Source organism: Streptomyces sp. NPDC052109 (assembly GCF_040680195.1).
In the GTDB taxonomy this organism is placed as follows: domain Bacteria; phylum Actinomycetota; class Actinomycetes; order Streptomycetales; family Streptomycetaceae; genus Streptomyces.
Genome location: NZ_JBFAWF010000002.1, coordinates 144,694 through 166,141 on the forward strand (window position 1 = coordinate 144,694; position 21,448 = coordinate 166,141).

Below are 21,448 nucleotides of genomic sequence, written 5' to 3' on the forward strand. Positions count from 1 at the left end.
TGTCACGGGCGGCCACGTCGGCGTCCCGGAGCGGCGGTTCACCGGCCCCCGATGCTGCCCGTGGACGCTAGGCGTGGCACACGCCGTGGTTGACCATCTGGATGTGGCGTGCGACTACCGGGCGCGCGCTCTTGGCCAGGGACTTCACGATCGGGTTGGTGCCCGATCCGATCTCCTTGTCGATGAGCGCGAGAGTCTGGACGTGGGCGGGGTACTGCGCCTTGAGCCACGCGGCATCGTACGCGGGCGTCCCGGCGCGGGACTTGAGGGCGGCGGTTTGCTTCAGTTGCGCGGCAGTCTGCCCGGACGGCAGTGTCACGCCGAGTTGTGCCGCGGTTTTGACGACACCGGCATCGAGGGCGCGGTGGTCGCGGATGAAGTCGGCGCTGACCCGCTTGACGCAGGCGGTGGTCGCGGCGCTCTGGGCTTGCTGACTGGTCGCGATCTCCCACAGGTTGCCCTGGTGGGCCGCGGTCAGGAGCTGCCTGTCCAGGGTGGAGACCGCCGACGGTGAGGGTGACGGCGCAGCGAGAGCCGGCAGCGACGTGACACCCATGACGCACAGGGTGGCGGCGCAGACGGCGGCGGAACGGGCACGGGATCGAGTCGTGTACATGAGTCCTCCAGAGGTCGCACGTGCAAGCCCCGATGAAAATCCCCTCCTCATTGCCGGAAGGGGACAAACCGCACCTATGCCATGGTTCACCCAGTTGAGTTGCTCGGCAACCGAGGACCCCCGCACCTCGGTCGGTCGGGTGTGGGCCGCCGGCTCGGGGACGAGACCGCCGCCGGGTCCGGTCCGGGTGGACCGGACCCGGCTCGCGCCGAACGTGCTCGGTGTCGTGCGCGCCGTCGCCGCGGCCGGACCGCTCGGTTTCGGCGCGCCGACCGCGCCGCGACTGGCCCGCCGTCTCCCCGGCACGCCGCCCCCCGCCTGCCGCTGCCGTGCTCGCGCTGACGGGTGCGGTGGTGCTGGTGGCCGCCGGGGCCGCTCGGGCGCTCGGGCCGCCGCGGAGCAGGGCGGTCAGATGGTCGCCGTGTCGATCACGAAGCGGTAGCGGACGTCGCTGTGCACGACCCGCTCGTACGCCTCGTTGATCTGGTCGGCGCGGATCAGCTCGATCTCGGCACCCAGGTTGTGCTCCGCGCAGAAGTCGAGCATCTCCTGGGTCTCCGGGATGCCGCCGATGCCGGAGCTGCTCAGGCTGCGGCGGTGGCCGAACACGGAGGACAGCAGGATCCGGACCGGCTCCTCGGGGATGCCGACGTTGACCATGGCACCGTCCGTGCGCAGCAGCGACAGATAGGCGTCGAAGTCCAGTGGCGCCGAAACCGTGTTGAGGATGATGTCGAAGGTGCCCTTGAGGTCCTCGAAGGTCTTCGGGTCGCTGGTGGCGTAGTAGTGGCGGGCGCCCAGCTTCAGGCCGTCGTCCTTCTTGCGCAGCGACTGGGACAGGACGGTGACCTCGGCGCCGAGCGCCGCCGCGATCTTCACGCCCATGTGGCCCAGGCCACCGAGACCGACGACCGCGACCTTCTTCCCGGGACCGGCGTTCCAGTGCTTGAGCGGGGAGTACGTGGTGATGCCGGCGCAGAGCAGCGGGGCCGCCACGTCGAGGGAGAGGCCGTCGGGGATGCGGACGACGTAGTTCTCGTCGACGACGATCTTCTTCGAGTAGCCGCCGTAGGTGGGCTGCCCGTCCTTGCCGACGGAGTTGTACGTCCAGTTGGGTCCGCCGCCGGTGCAGTACTGCTGCAGGCCGGCCTTGCAGTTGTCGCACTCGCGGCAGGAGTCGACCATGCAGCCGACGCCCACCCGGTCCCCGACGGCGTACTTCGTGACACCCGGGCCGATCTCGGAGACGACGCCCGCGATCTCGTGACCGGGCACCATCGGGAAGATCGCCGTACCCCAGCCCTCCCGGGCCTGGTGGATGTCGGAGTGGCAGATACCGGCGAACTCGATGTCGATCAGGACGTCGAACTCACCGACCGCGCGCCGCTCGATCGTGGTCCGCTCCAGCGGGGCCTTCGCGGCAGGCGCGGCGTAAGCAGCAACAGTGGTGGTCATGCCGGTGTTCTCCTAGCGATATGAGCGCGCCCGGCTGCCTTCCCACCGGGCACACCAACAGCCTCTCTCACGCTACGTCGACCACCCAGACCACGCTTCTGCGTACGTCTGCCGTGCCTACCACTGGCGGGATCAGGTTCGTGTGCGTACGACCGTGAATACTGGATGTATGGACAACCAGCCCCTGCCCTCGTCCCCGCCGCTGGACCGGCGGGCCGAACTGAGCGAGTTCCTGCGCAGCCGACGGGCCCGGCTGAAGCCGGAGGACGTCGGGCTGCCCGACTTCGGACGGCACCGGCGGGTGCCGGGGCTGCGCCGGGAGGAGCTGGCGCAGCTGGCCGGGGTGTCGGTGGCGTACTACACCCGGCTCGAACAGGGCAACGGGCGGAACGTCTCGGCGGAGGTCCTGGACTCGATCGCCCGGGCGCTCAGGCTGTCGGACGCCGAGCACGCGCATCTGACGCATCTGGCGAAGCCGAAGTCGCACAAGAAGAAGCCGGCCGCGCGGCAGCAGCACGTCCGGGTCGCGCTGCGGCAGCTGCTGGACACGATGGACGGGGTACCGGCGTACGTCGTCGGGCGCCGCTCGGAGATCCTCGCCTGGAACCGGATGGCGGCGGCCCTCTTCGGCGACTGGGCGGAACTGCCGGCGGCCGAGCGCAACTGGGCCCGCCTGGTGTTCCTGCGCCCGGAATACCGGGATCTGTTCGTCGACTGGGAGCAGAAGGCGATCGACATCGTGTGTGCCCTGCGCATGGACGCGGGCTGCTATCCGGACGACTCGCGGCTCTCGGCGCTGGTCGGCGAACTCTCCGTCAAGAGCGAGGAGTTCCGCCGGCTGTGGGCGACGCACGACGTCAAGGAGAAGAACCACGGCGTCAAGCGCCTGCACCACCCGCTGGTGGGCGACCTCTCCCTGAACTACGAGTCGTTCCGCCTGACGGACGACTCGGACCAGTCCCTGCTCACCTATCACGCCGAGCCGGGCTCCCCCTCAGCCGACTCCCTCCGCCTGCTCGCCAGCTGGGGCACGGACGCGGCCCGCCCGGTGCCGTCGGCCTAGGCCCTGTACGGGAAAGGGGCACCCGGAGCCTGTGCTCCGGGTGCCCCTCGCCTCGTCAGAGGGCGCTGCGGCTCACTTGCCGAGGTACGCGTCGTAGATCGTGATCTCCGACGTGTTGCCCTGCTTGTCGGTGATCCTGGAGCGCAGGGAAAGGGACTTGCCCTTCGCCGGGTTCTTCACCGTGATCCTGCCGCCTCGGACGTCGACCTTCGTGAAGGTCTTGCCGTCGTACGAGACGTACACCGTCAGCGACTTCAGGTTGCCGCCCGCTGCCGCGCCCTCGACGGCGACCGGGAAGGTGACCGTCCTTCCGGCCTCGACCCGGCTGTCCAGGCCGGTCGTGATGCCGTAGTGCAGGACGGAGGCGGGGAGCTGGACGGGGGAGCCGGAGACCCTCTTGGAGCGGAAGGTCCAGGCCGCGTCGATCCGGGAGGAGGCCCGTGCGACCTTCGCCGAGCGCTTGACCGAGGTGGTCAGCCGGTACGTGGCGTCACCGGCCGGCACGTTGAACCCGGCCCCGCCGAACAGCGGGTCGTCGTTGGAGCCGACCTTGCTGCCGTCGCGGTACAGGGTGGTGTTCACCGAGGTGAACGCCGAGGACCCGGCGTGCTTGCCGGAGTCGGCGAACAGCGGCAGCGAACCGTAGATCTCGTTGCCGGTGCGGTAGAGACCGAAGTCCCGGCCGACGTGCGGGCCGAAGACCGCGGTGTTGACGGTCCTCGTGTAGGTGTGACCGGCCTTGAAGGAGGACTCGCCGAGCGTGTACCCCGCGTCGGCCAGCGGGAAGCCGTCCTGGTCGACCCCGCTGTACTGGGTGAAGTCCAGGTCCCACAGGGTGCCGCCGCTCGCGGACAGGTGCAGGGTGCGGGTGCCGGGCAGCTTCTGCTGGATGTCGACGGAGGAGGCGCCCGAGCTGCCGGGCAGCCAGCCGCTGGCGCCGATCGAGCCGGTCTTGCCGCTCGCGGCGGCACCGAGCCGGGCCTTGACGGTGGCCAGCTCACTCGCCTTGTAGTGCTTGGTGTAGCCGGTGGCGAGCCGCTTGACCGGGCCGCCGAGGGTGACGTCGTACTCCTCGCTCGTGCCCTTGGACCAGTGGCCGTCCCACTGCTGGAACAGCTGGCCGGCGGGCAGCTGCGGGCCCAGATGGGCGGTGCGGAAGTTCTTGTACGAGTCCAGGAACCAGGTGTAGCTGTACTCGTTCTGGCCGGCCGTCAGGGAGTACCCCGGCGCGGCGAACTGCGACTTCACGCCCGGGGCCGGGACCGTGATGTCCACCGGCCTGGCCTTGCGCGCGTCGATCGTGACCGTTTGCTTCCTGGTGACGCTCAGCTTCGGCTGGGCGATCCAGTCCAGGCCCTTGTCACCGTCGTTCGGGTCCACGATGACCGAGGAGTTGAGGAGGTACGTGCCCTTGGGCACGCGCACCTTCACCGTGCCGGACGGGTCGTACGGGCTCAGCTCCGTGCCGTTCGCCAGGCCGGACGTCCCGCTGAGGTCGGCGGTGTAGTACTTGGCCGGCTTGCCGCCGCGGCCGATGACCTTGAGCGTGACGTCGTACGACTCCACCTCGCGCTGCACCGCGGCGGCCGTGCGGACCGTCTGGCCGGCGCCGGTCGCGGTCACGTACGCGGAGTAGGCGCCGTCGAGGGTCCCGCCCAGCTTGGTGTTGACGGTGAGGTCGACGGAGGCCCTGCCGTGCGCCGGGACGGTCAGCTGGGCCGCGCCCAGCCTGAAGAAGCCCGACGGGGCCGCGTGGCCCTTGGGGTCGAGGGCGGTGCTGCTCAGGGTGAGCGTGACGTCCTTGTCGCCGAGGTTGCGGTACGTCACCTTCTTGGTGACGGGCTTGTCGTCGGTGTGCGGCCACTGCTGCGTCCCGAAGCTCACCGACACCGGGTCGGCGATCACGGACTCCGAGATGGCCTTGTCCACCGCGATACGGCCCGAACCCTGCTGGTACGGCGTGTAGTCGCCGCCCTTGGCGGAGCCGGTGAGCGCACCCTTCAGCTCGGCGTAGCCCCAGTCGGGGTGCTCCTGTTTCAGGATCGCGGCGGCGCCCGCGACGTGCGGGGTGGCCATCGAGGTGCCGGAGATGGTCAGGTAGCCCTCGGGCTTCTCGCCGACCTCCTGGTCGATGACGCTGCCCTTGGCCGCGGCGGCGGTGATGTCCACACCGGGCGCGGTGACGTCGGGCTTGATGGCGCCGTCGCCGAGGCGCGGGCCGGTGGAGGAGAAGTCGGCGAGCTTGTCCTTCTTGTCGACGGCGCCGACGGTGATCGCGGCGTCCGCGCTGCCCGGCGAACCGATCGACTCCGGGCCGTCGTTGCCCGCGGCGATGGCGAACAGGATGCCCTTGGTGGCGGAGAGCTTGTTGACCTCGGCCTCGAGGGGGTCGAGGCCGGGGCTGTCGGGGCCGCCGAGGCTGAGGTTGACGACGGAGGCGCCCTGGGAGGCCGCCCACTCCATGCCGGCGAGGATGCCGGAGTCGTCACCGGAACCGGTGTCGTCCAGGACCTTGCCGTTGAGGATCTCGGCGTCCGGCGCGACACCCTTGTACTTGCCGCCCGACTTGGCGCCGGTGCCCGCCACGATGGAGGCGACGTGGGTGCCGTGTCCGTAGTGGTCGGTGGCGTCGGCGGCGGAGGTGAAGTTCTTGGACGCGATCACCTGGTCCTTGAGGTCCGGGTGGCTGGTGTCCACGCCGGTGTCCAGGACGGCGACCTTCACGCCCTTGCCGGTGTAGCCGGCCTTCCATGCGACGGGGGCGCCGATCTGCGGCACGGACTTGTCGAGGGAGGCCTTGCGGACGCCGTCGAGCCAGACGTGGGCGATGCCGGAGGCGGTGGTGCCGCCCTGGGTGACGGCGTGCCAGAGCGCGGCGGTGTCCTTGACCGGCGTCTGCACGGCGTCGGCGTCGAGGGCCGTCAGGCTGCGGCGCAGACGGCCGGCGTCCCGGACGTTCGCCTTGGCGGCCGCGGCGGAACCGCTATAGCCGACGATGACCTTCAGGCCGTCCTTCTGGTCCCTGCGGGTGGCGGCCTTGTTCAGCTCGGTGACGTCGAACAGGCGCTGGTCCAGCTTCCCGGAGGCGACCAGGTGGGCGGCGTCGACCGGGACGACCAGGGTGTGGCCCGCGGTCCGGCGGACCTGGAAGGGTATGTGCTCGCGGCCCTTGGCCCGCTGGAGGCCGACGATCCGGCCCTTGGCGTCGAGGGCGACGCGGTCACCGGTGATGAGCGTGACGTGGGTCTTCGCGGAGAGCGTGGAGGCGGCGGACGGGACGCGCTCCGCCGGCTTCGCCGACGCCGGGCTGGTCATACCCGCTGCGAGGGCGACGGCTGCGGCCGTGGCGACACTGGCCGCAGCAGCTCTTTTCACTTGTCTGCGCAAGTTCTCCCCCTGGAGATGGAGTACCGGGCGAATTCCCCGTTCACCCGGCCGGGGGGTGGTCTCGCACACATGCACGCCACCCCCCGGGCCACGCAGTATGCCGGGGGGTGCTCAGACGGCTCAACAGGCGAGAGGACGGTAAGAAATGATGAAGGAAAACTGTTACGTCGTGGCCGGACGGCTGTTACACGGCGTCAGGCGCCGGCGTTCTCCTTCACCGTGATCCTTCCCTTGCGGATGGTGGCGAGGCGCGGCGCCTTCTTCGCGATCGCGGAGTCGTGGGTGACCATGATGAAGGTCAACCCGTGTTCCTTCCACAGGCGTTCCAGTACGTCCATGATCTCGTCCCGCATGCCCTCGTCGAGGTTGCCGGTCGGTTCGTCGGCGAGCAGCACCTTGGGCTTCTTCACGACGGCCCGGGCGATCGCGACGCGCTGCTGCTGCCCTCCGGACATTTCGCCGGGGAGGTGCCCGAGGCGTTCGCCGAGGCCGACGGACTTCAGTGCCTCGGCCGCGAGTTCGCGGCGTTCCTTGGCCTTGATGCCGAGGGGGACGAGGGCCGTCTCCACGTTCTCCTGGGCGGTGAGGGTGGGGATGAGGTTGAAGGACTGGAAGACGAAGCCGATGTTCTCGCTGCGGACCTTGGTCAGCCGGGCTTCACTGAGCTGGGCCAGATCCGTGCCGTCCAGGACGACTTCGCCCGAGGTGGGCCGGTCCAGGCCGCCGAGCATCTGGAGGAGGGTGGACTTTCCGCCGCCGGTGGGGCCCTGGATGACGAGCCTGTCCCCGTCGGAGATGGTGAGGTCCACTCCGTCGAGGGCGTGGACGGTGTCCTTGCCGCGGGTGTAGCGCTTGGTGACGTTTCTGAGTTCGTACATGGTGGCTCCCGGATGTGGGTGGTTGCGCGTTCGTTGCCGGCTCACGGTCTGTGGGGGCCCGGCGCGCCCACGCGGCGGAGCCGCATGTCGCTGCGGCCGCGCGCCCCTTGGTCGGACCAGGCCCCCGTCTGAAGGCGCAGCTACTCCACCCGCCTCAGCGCGTCCGCCGGGCGGAGCCGCGACGCACGCCAGCCGCCGAACGCGCCGGCGATGAGCCCGCCGGCCACCGCCAGGCCCACCGCCAGGGCGATCGTCGTCACGCTGACCGGTGCCGTCAGGGCCACCTCCAGGGACTTGGCCGCCCGGCGACCGGGCCCACCGAAGCCGCCGCCCCCGCCGAAGCCGCCGCCCCCGCCGCCCCCGCCGCTCCCGCCCAGCTGGGCCTGCAGGGTCGGGCTGACGGCGGTGACGGCGTACGCGCCCGCGAGGCCCAGGGCGATGCCCAGGACGCCGCCGACCAGGCCGTTGACGACCGCTTCGCCGACCACCTGGCGCGTCACCCGGCCCGACTTCCAGCCCAGCGCCTTGAGCGTGCCGAACTCGCGGACGCGGCGGGAGACCGCGGAGGAGGTCAGCAGGCCCGCGACCAGGAACGCGGCCACCAGCACCGCGATGGACAGCCACTTGCCGACCTTGGTGGCGAGGGACGAGGCGGTGGACAGGGATCCGGAGACCGTCTTGGCGAGGTCGGAGGAGGTGGTGACCGTCGTACCGGAGACGTTCTTCTGGATGACGCCCTTGACGGAGTCGATCTGCTGGGAGTCGGTCGCCTTGACGTAGATCGTAGTGACCTTGTTCTTCTCGTCCGCGAGGGACTGCGCCTGCTGCAGCGGGACGTACAGGTTGGCCGCCGCGTCCCCGCTGTCGGCGGTGGCGATGCCGATCACCGTGAACTTGGTGCCCTTGACGGTGACGGTCGAACCGACCTCGTACTTCTTCTCCTTGGCGTACGCCGAGTCCACGACCGCCACCTTGGCGTTCGTCTCGGTCGTCTTGAAGGTACGGCCGCTGGTGATCTTCGACGAGGTCAGCGGGCCGAGCGCGGTGTGCGTGACGTCGGTGCCGTAGACCGTGTACTGGTTGATGTCGAAGTTGGCGCCGCCGCCCCTCACCTCGCCCTGCGGCTGACCGCCCGCGCCGCCGCGCCGGAATCCGCCGCCGCCCCCGCTCTGCTGGAACTGGCCCCGGGTGAACTGGCCGTTGACCCGGAAGATGTTGAGGCTGAGCCCGCCGACGGCCTGCGAGACGCCCTTCTGGCCCGCGACCTTGTCGACGGTCGAGGAAGCCAGGGTGGTGAAGCCCTGCACCATGACCCGGTCGCTGCTCTGGGAGGACTTGTCGTCGTTGCCCCGGGCGTCGAACTGGAAACGGGGCCGCTGCGAGCTGCTTCCGCTCGGCGTCTGCGCCTTGGTGACGGTCATGTCCGTGCCCAGGCCGTACAGCGACTGCAGGACCTTGTCCTGGGCCTTCCCCATGCCGCTCGACACGGAGTTGACCACGATGACCAGCGCGATGCCCAGCGCGAGGCCGGAGGCGACGACGAGGGCCGCCTTTCTGCGGCGGCGCAGTTCGCGCCTCAGGTAGGTGAAGAACATGGCCCGCAAGCTAGGGACGGACCGTGACGGCACCCTAAGCCCGGCATAAGAGATCCATGAGAAGGCTGTGGTCTGCCTTGCAGCCCGTCAGGCAGCCGATGTGGTCGGCGGCCTCCGCCGGCAAGTGCCCGACGACCCGAATCATCACACATTGGTCAGAAACGGATTCCACTCGCGCAGGAAAATGACAGTGCCCGTTGCCTCCAGGGGCAACGGGCACTGTCAGGCGTGGCGTACCTGTCCGCTCGGGACCAGTGGGCCTCAGACCTGCGAACCGGCCTTCCACTGGGCCCAGTCCATGTTCCAGCCGTTGAGGCCGTTGTCCGGGGCGACCGTCTTGTCGCCGGTGTTCTGGACGACGACCACGTCACCGATCAGGGAGTGGCCGTAGAACCACGCGGCCGGCGTGTTCGGGTCACCCGCGCCCTTGACGTCCTGCAGGCCCACACAGCCGTGGCTGGTGTTGACGCTGCCGAAGACGGAGGGCGCGCCCCAGTAGTTGCCGTGGATGAAGGTGCCGGAGCTGGTCAGGCGCATGGCGTGCGGCACGTCCTTGATGTCGTACTCGCCCTTGCCGTCGGAGTCCTTGAAGCCGACCGTCGCGCCGTTCATCCGGGTCTGGGTGAACTTCTCGGAGATGACCATCTGCCCCTCGTACGTGGTGTGCTCGGGGGAGCCGGCGGAGATCGGGATGGTCTTGACGACCTTGCCGTCCTGCGTGACCTTCATCTGCTTGGTCTTCGCGTCGACGTACGAGACCTGGTTGCGGCCGATGTGGAAGGTGACCGTCTTCTGCTGGACGCCGTGGAGACCGGGCGCGCCCTCGACCCCGTCGAGCGCCAGCTTCAGGGTGACGGTGGAGCCCTCCTTCCAGTACTGCTCGGGGCGGCAGTCCATGCGGTTGGCGTTGAACCAGTGGCAGACGACCTCCTGGCCGCTGCTGGAGGTGACCGTGATGCCCTTCTGCACGGCCGCCTTGTTGGTGATCGCCTTGTCGAAGTTGATCGAGACCGGCATGCCGACACCGACCGTGGAGCCGTCGTCCGGGGTGAAGGTGCCGATGAAGCTGTTGGCCGGCGAGACCGTGGTGAAGGAGGCGTTCTCGTGGGCTATCCGGCCCTGGGAGTCCTTGGCCGCCGCGGCGATCTTGTAGGTGGTCGAGCGCTCCAGCTGGGTGCTGGGCTTCCAGCTCTTCTTGTCGGCGGAGAGCTGACCGGCGACGGCCGTGCCGCTCTCGGTGGTCATGGTGACGCCGGTGAGAGTGCCCTTGCTGACGGTGACGGCTCCGGAGTTGTTGATCGACGCGTTGTCGGAGCCGTCCTTCGGGGTGATCGCGATCTGTGCCTCGGAGGACTTCTTCGCCGCCGCCGCGTCGGCCTGGGCCTGCGAGCTGTCGCCGCCGCCGGACGACTTGGCGTTGCCGCCGGAACAGCCCGTGAGGGCCAGGACACCACCGAGCAGGGCGGACGCGGCCATCAGACCCTTGCGCCGCTTGCTGTCCGTCATCACACGCTTCTCCATCGTTGCCGAGTCGCCAAAACCCCGAGTGCCCCCGCAGGAACCTTCAACGCTACGGCCGCGCCGTCCCGTTCCACATGATGTGGATCTGTGGGGCACACCACGTCCGCGGTGCGCCTGGGTGCGGGAGTCGGTCCGTGCGTCCCCCGGGACGACGAAACCCCGGACGGCGGTTGCCGTCCGGGGTCGGAGTGCCCCGCGACGCTCAGCCGATGCCGCCCTCTTCCTCGTCGTCCTCCTCATCATCCTGGTCCAGTTCCCAGTCGGGCGAGTCGGGGTCGTACTCGATCCGCTCGCTCGACCAGGACGCCTGCTGGAGCTCCACCCCGGGCACCTCGCTGACGAGGTCGAACGGGTCCACGAGATACGCGAGGGCCTCCGCGGTGTCTTCCGTCACAGCCGTCTCGGCCTGGGTCCGCTCCGTCGCCGGCAGCTCCGAGTCCGCGGCGAGCCGGCGCAGCGCGGCCTTGGTCACCTCGCCCTCGTCCTGCACCTCGAGGACCAGCTCCACACGAAGCCGTACAAAACGTGATGTCTCTTCAGCGTTCATGGCGCGAGCGTACGACTGAAACCTCCCGTGACTTTCCCGTGACCCGCGACTTTCACTAACATCGCTCCCCACGGCCAATTCGCCAGCGTCACAAGGGGATCGATATTCCGTGTCATCCGCTCGCCGCCCGCTGCTGACCGCCACCGCCGCGGGCACCCTGCTGTGCGCCCTGTGGTTCGTCCCGTCCGCGAAGGCCTCGCAGGACTCCCCGGCGGACTCCACGGCGAGAGGGAGCGTGTCCCGGTCCACCGCCTCGCAGGTCAGCCAGCAGGCCAGGGCGGTGTCACAGGCGACCGCCGAGACCGCGCAGGAGGCGGCGGACGACACCCGACTCGCCGACACCGGCAGCCCCGACACCACGCCGTACGTCGTCGTCGGCACCCTCTTCCTCGGTGTGGGTGCCGGTTTCGTGGTGTATTCGGTACGCCGCGAACGCATGGGCTTTTAATTTCCCTTGACGCTTCTTTGACGGGCCGCACATAGTTCGGCCATGAAGAGATCATCGGGAGTACGGCTGTGCGCCGGCGCGGTTCTGGGTGCACTGTCGCTCGCCCTTGTCACGGGCTGTTCCGACGACGGTTCCGACGGGGGCTCGAAGAACCCCGGTACCGCCGCGAAGGCGCTGAGCGCCGCTGACTTGAAGAAGCTGATCATCGCTCAGGGCGAGCTGCCCGGATACAAGGTGGAGCCGGTGCCGGCCACCCGGGCCCGGGCCATCACCACCGACAGCGCGCCCTGCCGGCCGCTGGCCCGCGTGATGAGCGCGCTCCCGCCGGGAGACGCGGCGGCCACGACCGACCGGCTGGCCATGGAGAACCAGAAGAAGACCCCCTCGGCCAAGCCGACCTCGCTGGACGACCTCGACGAGAAGAAGTTCGAGGAGACGATGCGCAAGTCCCTGGACCGGGACGTCACCACGGTCACCCTGGCCTCGTACGACGGGGACGGCGCCGAGAAGGCCGTCACGTCGGTCTCCGCCGCCGTGAAGGCCTGCGCGGGCGGCTTCTCCGCGCGGCAGGCGGGGTCGAAGGTGCAGTTCACCAAGGTCGCCGAGGAGAGGGCGACGGGCACCGGCGACGGGTCGGTGGCGTTCACCGCGACCATGGACTCGGACGACGGCGACGCGGCACCGGTCCACGCCGAGGTCGTCCGGCTCGGCAACACCCTGTCGGTCTACTTCACCTCGAACCTGGGCGCGATGATGGCCAAGACGGCGTACACGGTGTCGCCCGAGGTCGTCAAGGCGCAGCAGGCCAAGCTGAAGTGACACCGCGACAGGGGGCCCTGCACTGCGGCAGGGCCCGTCTGTCGTGCGGTGACGTTACTGCAGCGGGCCGGTGACCGTTTCCGCCGCGGTGACGAGGTGACCGGCGCGCACGAACGCCTCGGCGGCGGCCAGGTCGGGCGCCAGGAACCGGTCCGGGCCGGGGCCCTGCACACCGGCGGCGCGCACGGCGTCGATGACGGCCTGCGAGGCGGGCGCGGGGGCGAGGCCCTCGCGCAGCTCGACGGCGCGGGTCGCCGCGTACAGCTCGATCGCGATGATCCGGGTGAGGTTGCCGACGGCGGTGCGCAGCTTGCGCGCGGCCGACCAGCCCATGGACACGTGGTCCTCCTGCATGGCGGAGGACGGGATGGAGTCCGCGGAAGCCGGTACGGCGAGCCGCTTCATCTCGCTGACCAGGGCGGCCTGCGTGTACTGAGCGATCATCAGGCCGGAGTCCACGCCGGCGTCGTCCGCGAGGAACGGCGGCAGACCGTGGCTGCGGTTCTTGTCGAGCAGCCGGTCGGTGCGGCGCTCGGCGATGGAGCCGAGGTCGGCGGCGGCGACGGCGAGGAAGTCCAGCACATAGGCCACGGGCGCGCCGTGGAAGTTGCCGTTGGACTCCACGCGGCCGTCGGGCAGAACGACCGGGTTGTCGACGGCGGAGGCCAGCTCGCGCTCGGCGACCAGGCGGGCGTGCGCCATGGTGTCCCGGCCGGCACCGGCGACCTGCGGGGCGCAGCGCACGGAGTAGGCGTCCTGGACACGCGGGGCGTCGTCCTGGTGGTGCCCGGTGAGCTGCGAACCCTTCAGCACGGCCAGCATGTTGGCGGCGGAGGCGCCCTGGCCCGGGTGCGGGCGGATCGCGTGCAGTTCGGGGGCGAGCACCTTGTCCGTGCCGAGCAGCGCCTCCAGGCTGAGGGCGGCGGTGATGTCGGCGGACTTGTAGAGGGTGTCGAGGTCGGCGAGGGCCATGATCAGCATGCCGAGCATGCCGTCGGTCCCGTTGAGGAGGGCCAGGCCCTCCTTCTCGCGCAGCTCGACCGGCTCGATCCCGTGCGCGGCGAGCAGCTCGCCGGCGGGCCGTACGACCCCGTCGGGGCCCTCGGCCTCGCCCTCGCCCATGAGGGCCAGGGCGCAGTGCGACAGCGGGGCCAGGTCTCCGGAGCAGCCGAGGGAGCCGTACTCGTGCACCACCGGGGTGATCCCTGCGTTCAGCACGTCGGCCATGGTCTGCGCGACCTCGGGCCGCACCCCGGTGTGCCCGGAGCAGACGGTCTTGAGCCGCAGGAACATCAGGGCCCGTACGACCTCGCGCTCCACCCGCGGGCCCATGCCGGCGGCGTGCGAGCGGACGATGTTGCGCTGCAGCTGGGCACGGAGTTCCTGGCTGATGTGCCGGGTCGCCAGGGCGCCGAAGCCGGTGGAGACGCCGTAGACCGGGTCCGGCTTGGCCGCCAGCGCGTCCACGATCTCGCGGGCCGCCGCGAGGGCCGTGACCGCCTGGGCCGACAGCTCGACGCGGGCACCGCCGCGCGCCACGGCGAGAACGTCGGACGCCGTGACACCGGACGTCCCCACCACCACAGTGTGCATATCCATATTCAGGAGCGTACGCATTGAATGCGGGGATGTCACTAGTGGGGAACGGGAGCGACCCTTACCGATCCGTGTGGGCTTCGCCTCACGGACGGGGGCTCACGCCCGGCGCCCGCGGAACCGGCGCCGCTCGGCCGGTGCCAGGTGCGGCGGCTCGTCGGCCAGCCGGACCACCGGGTCCTGCGGCCCCTCCCGGCCCGCCACCACCGGCCGTTCGGCGCGCAGGGCCTTGGCCCGGTACTGGGCGGCGTCGGCGAGCCGGAACAGCCGCCGCGCGTCGTGCACCTCCCCGATCGGGTCCTCGGTCGAGGCGACCCCGCACGCCACGCCTTCTCCCTGCTCCAACTCCCCGGCCCTGCGGCACAGTTCATCGGCCGCCTTGACCACGTCGTCGGCGGGCGGCCCGACGGCCAGCAGACAGAACTCGTCCCCGCCGAGCCGCGCGACCAGCGCGCCCGGCACCATCGCGCCGCACAGCGACAGCACCGAGCCGAAGCGCTCCAGCAGGCGGTCGCCGACGGCGTGCCCGAGGGTGTCGTTGACCCGCTTCAGCCCGTTGAGATCGCAGACGACGAGGCTGACGACCACGCCGTCCGCCCGATGCCGCTCGACGGCCTCCTCCAGGCGTACGTCCACGGCCCGGCGGTTGGCGAGTCCGGTGAGGGCGTCGGTGTACGCGAGCCGGCGGGCCTCCTCCAGCCGCTCGGTCTGCGCGAGTCCGGCGGCCACGACCGCGGCCAGCACGGTGGCGAAGTCGGCGTCGGCCCGGTCGAACACGGGGGCCTTGACGGCACGGGCGACGTACAACTCGCCCCAGGCCCGGCCGTGCAGAAGGACCGGCGCGACCACACAGCAACCCCGGCCGCGACGGCGCAGGGCGGCGACCCGCTGATGGAAGTAGCCCGGGGTGCCGGCCGCCGTCCCCTCGGCGGTCTCCACCCACGCGGTGGGCCCTCCGCCACCGGCCCACCGCTCGTGCAGGAACTCGGTGATCTCGGGGAACTGGTGCACCGGGTAGGCCTCGGCCTCGGGGAACTCCTCCTCGTCCGGGCGCCTGTCCCCCACGTTCACGAGGACCCGCAGCCGGCCCAGCTCCCGCTCCCACACCGACAGCGCGGCGAAACTGCCGTCGAGCGCACGGCAGGCGCCGAACGCGGCGGCCAGCCACGTGCCCCGCGGAGTCTGTGCCGCCGCCATGCCCTGCGCCAGGGCGACGACTGCGGCGAGCCGCTTGTCCTCAGCCATTACTCCAGGTTAGGGAGGATTTGGGCGATTCGGGACATTGGCGACGCGATCAGGTGGGGCTCTGGTCCGTCCACCTGCGAGCCCGGGGCTGCGGCCTTCACCGGGTGCGGGTGCGGGTGCGGGTGGGGACGGGTTGCCCGCTATTCGCCCGGCCACTCCGGCTTGCGCTTCTCGTTGAAGGCCGCCACTCCCTCCGCACGGTCGCCCGAGAAGGCCACCGAGCGCCAGGCGGCGTCCTCGACCTCGAGGCCCGCTCGCAGATCGAGCCCGTGCCCCAGGCGCAGCGCGCGCTTGGCCGCCCGCAGACCGACCGGAGAGTTGCCGGCCATGGCGGCCCCCAGCGCCAGCGCCTCCTCGCGGTCCCGGCCCTCCTCCACCAGCCGGTCCACCAGCCCCAGCCCGGCCGCCTCCGCCGCCTCCACCCGCCGCGCGGAGAAGATCAGCTCGGCCGCGCGCGCCGCCCCGACCCGCCGCGGCAGCAGCTGCGTACCGCCGCCCCCGGGGATCACCCCCACGGACACCTCCGGCAGCCCCACCACCGCCGTACGGTCGGCCACGATCAGGTCGCAGGACAGGGCCAGCTCGAAACCGCCACCCAGCGCGAACCCGTGCACCGCCGCGATGGTCGGCATCGGCAGCTCCAGCACCCCGGTGTACGCCCCCCGGGTCACCGGCCGCTGCCGCAGCAGATCCGCGTCGCTGAAGGAGTTCCGCTCCTTCAGGTCCGCGCCGACGCAGAACGCCCGCTCGTGGGACGAGGTCAGCACCACCACCCGCGCGTCCCGGTCGGCGGCCAGCGCCGCGCACGCGGCGGAGAGTGAACGGGCCATCTCCGTCGAGACGGCGTTCATGGCCTTGGGCCGGTCCATGACCAGCTCCGCGACATGCCCGTGCCGCCGCACCAGCACGAACTCCCCGAACCGCTCCTCGCTCATGACACCCTCCGGCTCACGTGTTAACGCGGGTTAACGCACTGTCGGCCCGATCATCGCAGCCCCACCCGACCCCGGAAAAGCCTGGGGGGCTACGCCCGTTCGAGTGACATCCCGGCCGTCTCAGCCCACATCACCCACAGGAACGCATAGCGTGCGTCCGCCACGGCGCGCCCGGGGCGCGCGGCGGGGAGGGGAACCATGACACCGATAACGGGCGAGGCCGCGGGTGCCGGTGTGACGCATGCATCCGTCCTACGGCGCGGACGGCACCGCAAGCCGCGCCCTCGCAAGGCCCTGCTCGCCGCGGGCGGTCTCGCCCTGACGGCGGGGGTGCTCAGCCTGGTGCGGGTCGCGCCGGAGTCGGGGGTCGGCGCCCCGGGCACGGCGGAGGCCGACCCGCGTGTCGGCGCGGACGACGGCGCCACGGACCACGCGTCGAACACCTCCGCCACGGTCTCCGCCGACCCCACCGCACTGCCCTCGGCGACCTCCGTCATGGGCGGCAGAAGCCTCGCCCCGACACCCACGGCCACAGCCACCGGTCCGGCCCCGACCGGGGCACCGGCGGACGGCACCGCCGTACCGACCGCGACCGCCCTCCCCACGGGTCCGGCCGCCACGTCGGGCACCCCACCGCGGCCCACGGCGACGGCCTCCGCCCCCCGCCCGGCGCCCTCGACCGCCCAGCCGCCCCCCAGCACGCCGACGCCCAGCCACAGCACGGCGGCACCGGGGCCGGGCGGGCTGTGCGTACCGGTGCTAGGCCTGTGCGTGGACGTCCGCTGAGGAGACGCGTCTACGCCTGGCTGTCGCGGCGGGCCAGCAGCCAGGGCTCGACCACACCGAGCCCACGGACCGGGCGCTGCCACATCGGCTGCAGCGCGAACCGGTACACCGGCGGCTCCTCGCCCTCCTTCTCGGCGGCCGCCGCGGCCTCGGCCGCCTCCGCCTCGGAGGCGGGCGCCTCGCCGGTGCGGATCAGCTCCTCGGCGAAGGCGCTGTCCACCAGCACGGCGTCCCGGGGCGCTATGGAGGTCAGCCGGGAGGCCAGGTTCACCGTCGTGCCGAACACATCACCCATACGAGTGGTGACCGTGCCGAACGCCATGCCGACCCGCAGCTCCGGCATCGTCTCGTCGTTCGCCAGCGTCTCCACCAGGCGCAGCGCGATGTCCGCGGCGACACCGGCGTCGTCCGCCGCGTACAGCACCTCGTCGCCGAGGGTCTTGATCAGCCGGCCGCCGCGCGCGGCCACCAGGTCGGCGGCGGTCGTCTCGAACGCCTCGACCAGCTCGCCCAGCTCCTCTTCCTCCATCCGGCGGGTCAGCCGCGTGAACCCGACGAGGTCGGCGAAGCCGACGGCGAGCCGCCGGTCGACCATCTCCTCGTCGTCGGCCGACTGCACGACCCGCCCGGCCGAGGCGGCGAGCTGGCGGCGCCACACGTAGACCAGGAACTCCTCCAGCTCGGGCAGGAGCAGCTCGACGATCGGGTACGTCACCTCGGTGCGGGTCATGCCGGGCTCGGGCGGCTCGGTCAGGCCCTCCAGGAAGGAATCCATCTGCCACTCGGCCAACCGGGCGGTGGTCTGTCCGGTGGACCGGGCCACCTGTACCGCCATGGCCTCGCTGAGCAGCCCCGCCTCGACCAGACCGGCGAGGCGGCGCAGGGCGAGGACGTCGGCCTCGGTGAGGGCCTTGGCCTGACCGATGTCCGCGAACCCCATCGCCCGCCAGAACCGCGACGCCAGCTCCATGGAGACGCCGGCGCTGCGGGCCGCCTGGAACGGCGTGTAGCGGCGCTCGGCGCCCAGGATGAGCTGTTCGAGGCGCAGGGCCAGCGGGTCCTCGCCGGGGTCGGCGGCGTCCGCGCCCGCACCGGAGCCCGTGTCGTCGACGGTCACGCCTGCTGCCCTTCCGATCTGTCGCGGTCAGGTATCGACCGGCCTCAACTCTACGGCAGGTGTGCGCCAGCTCACTCCGCTGGGTTTGGCCGGGGGGGCTGCGCCTCCGGACCCCCGCTTCGAACCCTTGCCCTCCGTGCGCCGCATGGGGCCGATCGCGCGGTTCCCGCGGCCCCTGGCGGGGCTGCAGCGCCATCGCCACGTGGCCGCAGCCGCGCACGGCGGGAAGAGGACGTGTCGGGGGTGTCCGCCCGCGGGGGCCGCCGTAGACACAGCGCACCACTCCGCCGACAGCACGTCGGACCGAGGACGGACACGCCCGGTGCGGCCCCGACCCCACGACCACGACAGGCGCAACGCCCGCCCCCACCGAGGCCGCACCGCACGCACCCCCACCCCGCACGCACCGTGTCCACCCAGGCCACACAGCGCCGCAGGCACACCAGTCACACCCGTCCACAGGCCCCACGCGCACGATGCCCCACCACCCCCCGGGCCACACAGGCGCCGCAGGGGACCCCCGCCCACAGGCCCCAGTCGCACAAGCCCCACACGCGCTCAGGTCACAAAGGCGCCCATCCCCACTCAGGCCTCCCAGGCGCCGCAGGCAGCCACTCACACCAGGCCCCACACGCACGGTGCCCACCCAGGCCACACAGACACCACAGGCACCCCAGCCAGCCCGCAAAAGCGCCTCAGGCACCCCTTCACGCCGTGCCCCAGAAGCACCCAGGCCCCACAGGGACCCCTCACGCAGGCCCACGCACCATGCCCACCCAAGCCACCAGGCCCCGTCACGCCAGGCCCCACAGGCACCACCCCCACCGAGGCCGCACAGGCCCCGCAGGGACCCCTCACGCAGGCCGCAGATGCACGATGTCCCCCGCCCCCACGGGCTCCTGCACGCCCTCCCCCGTCGCGATGACCAGTCGCCCGTCCCCGTCGATCGCCACCGCCTCACCCACGATCGAACGCTCCCCCGGCAGCTCCGCCCGGACCGTGCGCCCCAGCGTCGCGCACCCCGCCGCATACGCCTCCTGCAGCCCGCTGGCGGAAGGATCACCCCCGGTGCCCCGCCACCGCCCGTACCACTCCTCCAACGACCGCAGCACCGCCCGCAGCAGCGGATCCCGGTCCGTGCCCACCGCCCCGGCCAGCGCCAGCGAGCCCGCCTGCGGCACCGGCAGCTCCTCCGCCCGCAACGTGACATTGATGCCGACGCCGATGACCACCCCGTCGTCCCCGGCCCGCTCGGCCAGGATGCCACCGGCCTTGCGCTCCTCGCCGCCGACGGTCACCAGCAGGTCGTTCGGCCACTTGAGTGCCGTGTCGACGCCCGCCCCCCGGGCCAGGCCGGTCGCCACCGCCACCCCCGTCAGCAGCGGCAGCCAGCCCCAGCGGGCCACCGGCACCTCGGCGGGCCGCAGGTACACGGAGAAGAACAGGCCCGAGCGCGGCGGCGCGGTCCAGCGGCGGTCGAGCCGGCCCTTGCCCGCCGTCTGCTCCTCCGCCACCAGCACCGCGCCTTCGTCGGCGTCCCCGGCGGCGGCCAGCGCGACGAGGTCGGAGTTGGTGGACCCGGTCCGCTGCACCACTTCGACGGCGCGGTACAGACCTCCTTCCCGTACCAGCCCGCGCCGCAGTGCCGTGGCGTTCAGGGGCGGGCGGTCCAGGTCGGACCAGCGGCTGTCGTCTGATGCATTGTGCGGCGTCATGCAAGTCACCCTAGGTGTGGTAAACGCCGCACTGCCGACCCACATCCCCAGCACTACTCTACGGATGAGTAACCGTCCCCCCTTTTGAGCAGGCAGGGAGCCGCATCCCGATGTCCGAGCCGGAAGAGCGTCCAGAGATCCACGAGACCCAAGGGATCGACATCCACACGACCGCGGGGAAGCTCGCGGATCTCCAGCGCCGCATCCATGAGGCGACGCACGCCGGCTCGGAGCGCGCCGTCGAAAAGCAGCACGCCAAGGGCAAGCTGACAGCGCGTGAACGCATCGAGCTCCTTCTCGACGAGGGCTCCTTCGTCGAGCTGGACGAGTTCGCCCGCCACCGGTCCACCAACTTCGGGCTGGAGAAGAACCGGCCCTACGGAGACGGCGTCGTCACCGGGTACGGGACCGTGGACGGCCGCCCGGTCGCCGTCTTCTCGCAGGACTTCACCGTCTTCGGCGGTGCCCTCGGCGAGGTCTACGGCCAGAAGATCGTCAAGGTGATGGACTTCGCGCTGAGGACCGGCTGCCCGGTCATCGGCATCAACGACTCCGGCGGCGCCCGGATCCAGGAGGGTGTCGCGTCCCTCGGCGCGTACGGCGAGATCTTCCGCCGCAACACCCACGCGTCCGGGGTGATCCCGCAGATCTCGCTGGTCGTCGGGCCCTGCGCGGGCGGCGCGGTGTACTCCCCGGCCATCACCGACTTCACGGTCATGGTCGACCAGACCTCGCACATGTTCATCACCGGCCCGGACGTCATCAAGACGGTCACCGGCGAGGACGTCGGCTTCGAGGAGCTGGGCGGCGCCCGCACCCACAACTCCACCTCCGGCGTGGCGCACCACATGGCCGGGGACGAGAAGGACGCCATCGAGTACGTCAAGCAGCTGCTGTCGTACCTGCCGTCCAACAACCTCTCCGAGCCGCCGGTCTTCCCGGAGGAGGCGGACCTCGCCGTCAACGACGAGGACCGCGAGCTGGACGCCGTCGTCCCCGACAGCGCGAACCAGCCGTACGACATGCACACGGTGATCGAACACGTCCTGGACGACGGCGAGTTCTTCGAGACGCAGGCCCTGTTCGCGCCGAACATCCTCACCGGGTTCGGCCGGGTCGAGGGCCACCCGGTCGGTGTCGTCGCCAACCAGCCGATGCAGTTCGCCGGCTGCCTGGACATCACCGCGTCCGAGAAGGCCGCCCGCTTCGTGCGCACCTGCGACGCCTTCAACATCCCGGTGCTGACCTTCGTGGACGTCCCCGGCTTCCTCCCCGGTGTCGACCAGGAGCACGACGGCATCATCCGCCGCGGAGCCAAGCTGATCTACGCGTACGCCGAGGCGACCGTCCCCCTCATCACGGTCATCACCCGAAAGGCCTTCGGCGGCGCCTACGACGTCATGGGCTCCAAGCACCTGGGCGCCGACCTCAATCTGGCCTGGCCGACCGCCCAGATCGCCGTCATGGGCGCCCAGGGCGCGGTCAACATCCTGCACCGCCGCACCATCGCCGAGGCGGAGGACGTCGAGGCCACCCGGGCCCGGCTGATCCAGGAGTACGAGGACACCCTCCTCAACCCCTACGTCGCGGCCGAGCGCGGCTACGTCGACGCGGTGATCATGCCGTCCGACACCCGCTCCCACATCGTCCGCGGCCTGCGTCAGCTGCGCACCAAGCGGGAATCACTGCCTCCGAAGAAGCACGGCAACATCCCCCTGTAAGGAG

At 71.2% G+C, this 21,448-nt stretch carries 17 protein-coding genes; 5 read left to right on the forward strand and 12 right to left on the reverse strand.

Going from position 1 to position 21,448, the window contains the following annotated elements; translation table 11 throughout:
- Window positions 1-67: 67 nt before the first annotated feature.
- Entirely contained in the window at window positions 68-556 is a 489-nt protein-coding gene (locus AB0L59_RS06180) for a DUF4142 domain-containing protein (protein WP_365579825.1), read from the reverse strand.
- A gap of 468 nt (window positions 557-1,024) precedes the next feature.
- Complete coding sequence (locus tag AB0L59_RS06185; RefSeq protein ID WP_365579827.1) at window positions 1,025-2,071, reverse strand: NAD(P)-dependent alcohol dehydrogenase; 1,047 nt, start codon at window positions 2,069-2,071, stop codon at window positions 1,025-1,027.
- 169 nt (window positions 2,072-2,240) lie between these two features.
- Here AB0L59_RS06185 and AB0L59_RS06190 point away from each other — a divergent pair, with 169 nt between their 5' ends.
- Window positions 2,241-3,134 carry a helix-turn-helix transcriptional regulator gene (locus AB0L59_RS06190; protein WP_365579830.1) on the forward strand — a complete coding sequence of 298 codons (894 nt, stop codon included), beginning with the start codon at window positions 2,241-2,243 and terminating at the stop codon, window positions 3,132-3,134.
- A gap of 72 nt (window positions 3,135-3,206) precedes the next feature.
- Here AB0L59_RS06190 and AB0L59_RS06195 read toward each other — a convergent pair whose 3' ends face one another.
- The 5 genes from AB0L59_RS06195 to AB0L59_RS06215 form a co-directional block, all read right to left on the reverse strand.
- Window positions 3,207-6,509, reverse strand: a complete 3,303-nt coding sequence (locus AB0L59_RS06195) for a S8 family peptidase (RefSeq protein WP_365579833.1) — start codon at window positions 6,507-6,509, stop codon at window positions 3,207-3,209.
- A 206-nt stretch (window positions 6,510-6,715) separates the two neighbouring features.
- Window positions 6,716-7,399 (reverse strand): ABC transporter ATP-binding protein, encoded by a 684-nt coding sequence (locus tag AB0L59_RS06200; RefSeq protein ID WP_365579836.1) that lies wholly within the window; start codon window positions 7,397-7,399, stop codon window positions 6,716-6,718.
- Window positions 7,400-7,539: 140 nt separating this feature from the next.
- On the reverse strand, window positions 7,540-8,994 hold the full coding sequence (locus AB0L59_RS06205) for an ABC transporter permease (protein WP_365579839.1): 1,455 nt from the start codon (window positions 8,992-8,994) through the stop codon (window positions 7,540-7,542).
- Window positions 8,995-9,255: 261 nt separating this feature from the next.
- Window positions 9,256-10,500, reverse strand: a complete 1,245-nt coding sequence (locus AB0L59_RS06210) for an Ig-like domain-containing protein (RefSeq protein ID WP_365579842.1) — start codon at window positions 10,498-10,500, stop codon at window positions 9,256-9,258.
- Window positions 10,501-10,717: 217 nt separating this feature from the next.
- A complete protein-coding gene (locus AB0L59_RS06215) occupies window positions 10,718-11,062 on the reverse strand; it encodes a hypothetical protein (RefSeq protein ID WP_365579845.1) in 345 nt (114 codons plus the stop codon).
- Between the two features lie 109 nt (window positions 11,063-11,171).
- On the opposite strand from AB0L59_RS06215, the gene AB0L59_RS06220 reads away from it, so the two are divergent.
- Both AB0L59_RS06220 and AB0L59_RS06225 read left to right on the forward strand, forming a co-directional pair.
- Window positions 11,172-11,510 (forward strand): hypothetical protein, encoded by a 339-nt coding sequence (locus AB0L59_RS06220; protein ID WP_365579848.1) that lies wholly within the window; start codon window positions 11,172-11,174, stop codon window positions 11,508-11,510.
- 42 nt (window positions 11,511-11,552) lie between these two features.
- Window positions 11,553-12,329, forward strand: coding sequence for a hypothetical protein (locus tag AB0L59_RS06225; protein WP_365579851.1), 777 nt, complete (start codon window positions 11,553-11,555; stop codon window positions 12,327-12,329).
- A gap of 54 nt (window positions 12,330-12,383) precedes the next feature.
- Here the strand turns inward: AB0L59_RS06225 and hutH are convergent, their stop codons facing one another.
- The 3 genes from hutH to AB0L59_RS06240 all read right to left on the reverse strand — a co-directional run bounded on the left by hutH (window position 12,384) and on the right by AB0L59_RS06240 (window position 16,105).
- Window positions 12,384-13,922 (reverse strand): histidine ammonia-lyase, encoded by a 1,539-nt coding sequence (gene hutH, locus AB0L59_RS06230; RefSeq protein ID WP_365580939.1) that lies wholly within the window; start codon window positions 13,920-13,922, stop codon window positions 12,384-12,386.
- Window positions 13,923-14,024: 102 nt separating this feature from the next.
- Window positions 14,025-15,170 carry a GGDEF domain-containing protein gene (locus AB0L59_RS06235; RefSeq protein ID WP_365579854.1) on the reverse strand — a complete coding sequence of 382 codons (1,146 nt, stop codon included), beginning with the start codon at window positions 15,168-15,170 and terminating at the stop codon, window positions 14,025-14,027.
- Window positions 15,171-15,310: 140 nt separating this feature from the next.
- On the reverse strand, window positions 15,311-16,105 hold the full coding sequence (locus tag AB0L59_RS06240; RefSeq protein ID WP_365579856.1) for an enoyl-CoA hydratase-related protein: 795 nt from the start codon (window positions 16,103-16,105) through the stop codon (window positions 15,311-15,313).
- 198 nt (window positions 16,106-16,303) lie between these two features.
- On the opposite strand from AB0L59_RS06240, the gene AB0L59_RS06245 reads away from it, so the two are divergent.
- On the forward strand, window positions 16,304-16,891 hold the full coding sequence (locus AB0L59_RS06245; RefSeq protein ID WP_365579858.1) for a hypothetical protein: 588 nt from the start codon (window positions 16,304-16,306) through the stop codon (window positions 16,889-16,891).
- 10 nt (window positions 16,892-16,901) lie between these two features.
- Here the strand turns inward: AB0L59_RS06245 and AB0L59_RS06250 are convergent, their stop codons facing one another.
- Both AB0L59_RS06250 and AB0L59_RS06255 read right to left on the reverse strand, forming a co-directional pair.
- Complete coding sequence (locus AB0L59_RS06250) at window positions 16,902-18,008, reverse strand: adenylate/guanylate cyclase domain-containing protein (protein ID WP_365579861.1); 1,107 nt, start codon at window positions 18,006-18,008, stop codon at window positions 16,902-16,904.
- An 854-nt stretch (window positions 18,009-18,862) separates the two neighbouring features.
- The gene (locus tag AB0L59_RS06255; RefSeq protein WP_365579864.1) at window positions 18,863-19,723 is read right to left on the reverse strand and encodes a biotin--[acetyl-CoA-carboxylase] ligase; all 861 of its coding nucleotides are present in this window, start codon (window positions 19,721-19,723) and stop codon (window positions 18,863-18,865) included.
- 110 nt (window positions 19,724-19,833) lie between these two features.
- Here AB0L59_RS06255 and AB0L59_RS06260 point away from each other — a divergent pair, with 110 nt between their 5' ends.
- A complete protein-coding gene (locus tag AB0L59_RS06260; RefSeq protein WP_365579866.1) occupies window positions 19,834-21,444 on the forward strand; it encodes an acyl-CoA carboxylase subunit beta in 1,611 nt (536 codons plus the stop codon).
- The last annotated feature ends 4 nt before the right edge of the window (window positions 21,445-21,448 follow it).